The sequence below is a fragment of the Candidatus Sodalis sp. SoCistrobi genome (assembly GCF_900143145.1).
Classification (GTDB): domain Bacteria; phylum Pseudomonadota; class Gammaproteobacteria; order Enterobacterales; family Enterobacteriaceae; genus SoCistrobi.
In genome coordinates this window covers 1-2,291 of the sequence record NZ_FRDB01000324.1, presented here as the reverse complement: position 1 = coordinate 2,291, position 2,291 = coordinate 1, and the positions used below count along the sequence as shown (strand labels likewise).

The 2,291-nt window shown below is 58.1% G+C and carries 1 protein-coding gene and 1 pseudogene; both read right to left on the bottom strand.

The window, feature by feature from the left end; genetic code table 11:
• Positions 1-257: 257 nt before the first annotated feature.
• The gene (locus CINSTRO3249_RS15240; RefSeq protein WP_074013847.1) at positions 258-1,736 is read right to left on the bottom strand and encodes a beta-barrel assembly-enhancing protease; all 1,479 of its coding nucleotides are present in this window, start codon (positions 1,734-1,736) and stop codon (positions 258-260) included.
• Positions 1,737-1,829: 93 nt separating this feature from the next.
• A pseudogene (gene bcp / locus CINSTRO3249_RS15235) lies at positions 1,830-2,165 on the bottom strand (thioredoxin-dependent thiol peroxidase); the annotation flags it as partial.
• Positions 2,166-2,291 lie beyond the last annotated feature (126 nt).

Below are 2,291 nucleotides of genomic sequence, written 5' to 3'. Positions count from 1 at the left end.
TCATATGCTGTTTAACCAGCGTCTGATATCGGCGGGTAAGGCGAGAGTCAATCCCGCCAACAGATAGGTTGAAATCATTCTGCAAAGTAATAACAGGTATCACGATAAATGTGTAGATACCTATGCCCCTAAGGCGGGCACCATCGTAGCGTCAGGCGCCGGCGTGTCTGTTCTTTTGCCCGAACGGGCCTAGTGCTTGCCACGAGATTCCGCGCCAGGCGTTAATGCCGCGGCATATTAGGCTGCCTGCGGCGTCACTACCGGCGCGCGCCTTTGTCATACTGCGCGAAGCGCAACTGCAACTGCCTGAGCTGATCGATACGCGCGTCATAACGCGCCTGCTGCAAGCTGCCCAGTTTCACCCGGCTGCTGGCTTCGGTTAACGCCCGTACCGCCTGGTCCAACTGTCCCATCAGCGCCAGCCGCTCGGCGCGCGCCGCCAGCTCTTGATCGCCCAGACCCTGACCGGCGCACGCCTGGGCCAGTAAATCCCAGCCATTGGTGTCGTCGGGATGGGAAAAGGTATAGCGATTGAGGATCCGCACGGCATCGCTATAGCGATGCCCTTCGACGTAAGCATTGGCGAGGTTGAGCAGCAGCACCGGATTGGCATCGCGCTCATTGCCGCGTACCAGTGCTTCCAGGCGGCTGATGGCCTGCGGCGCCTGTTGCAGCGCCAAATCGATATCGGTCATCAAATCCACCAGCCAGATGTTGGACGGTTGCCGGCTAAGCAAAGGCTGCAGCGTGCGTTTGGCGTCGTCGTATTTTTTCGCCTGATAAAACAAAATCGCCTGGCCGTACTGCGCGGCCAGCTGCCGGCGGGCGTTGCCTTTTTTCCAGGCGTCGAGCACATCGTTGCGCAACAGATTGTCGCTGGAGCCGAACATCCCCAGGATGCGCGCCTTCGCCAGATAAAAGTCCTGGGATGAGTCGATAACGATATGCTTCATCTGATTGGCGCGGTTGCGGGTATCCGCCAGCCGGCTGAGCGGCAGGGGGTGGGTTTGCAGCATTTCCGGCGGCGCGGTGGAATATCGGTTCTGATCCGCCAGTTTCTGCAAGAAGTTCGGCATCGCCTGGGGATCAAAACCGGACCGCTGTAGTACCTGCAAACCAATGCGATCCGCCTCTTGCTCGTTGGCCTGGGTGAAACTGATGTTGCCCTGCGCGGAGCCGGCGATGGTGCCGGACAGCGCGGCCATGCCCAGCTGCGGATTGGCCATGGTGAGCAGAATGGAGCCCAGCGCGCCAACCCAGGTCAGCGGGGCGCTGCGACGCTTTTCTTCCATGGCGCGGGCCAGATGACGCTGGGTGACATGGGACAGTTCATGGGCCATGACCGACGCCAGCTCGCTTTCGTTGTCGGTATAGTTAAACAGCGCCGAATGCAGCACCACGTTGCCGCCGAAAAAGGCAAACGCATTGAGCTCGTCGCTGCGCAACAGGAAAAAATGAAAGGGGGTACGCACCGAGTTGGCATGGGCCACCAGCGTGCCGCCCAGATGATTGATGTATTGACTAAGCAGGGGATCGTTGATAATCGGGGCACCGCCGCGCAGCTGGCGCACGAAATAGTCCCCCATTTGCATCTCTTCGCCAATGCTTAAGGTACTGCCGGCGGTGGTTCCCATATCCGGCAGATTGTCCTGAATCTCGTCTGCGTGCGCCGGGAACGTGCCGGCCAACGCGGTCAGCACCAGTGCGATAAGGCTTTTTTTCAAGCGAGTAACCATAGATGACCCATTTTGCCGGCGGCGGCCGGCCGTCATCCCGCGTCGCCGCCCGCACCGCCGTGAGAGCACGTCAATCTGCGCCGCGGGCTGCGTTCAGACGCTTTTCAAATAGGCCAGCACGATATCGTGGTGATTGCTGGTTTTGAAATCGTCGAACACTTTCTCGATGGCGCCGTCGACACCCACCAGGAAACTGATGCGGTGAATACCATCGTAGGTTTTGCCCATAAAGCTCTTCTCGCCCCAGACGCCGAACTGGCCGGCAACCTGATGGTCCTCGTCGGAGAGCAAGGTGAAATTCAACAGTTCTTTTTCGGCGAAGCGGGACAGTTTTTCGGGTTTGTCGGTACTGATGCCCAGCACCTCCACCCCGGCCTTCTTCAGGTCGTCCATATTATCGCGCAACCCGCACGCTTGCACGGTACAGCCTTATATCTTGATCATTGACTTTCAAAGGTTAATGATCCCCAACTGATCATTGGGATGTTACCGGTGAGTTTGTACTCTGCCTTAAGCTTACAGCTTGTACGTCAGATTAAACCCTGGTGACATATT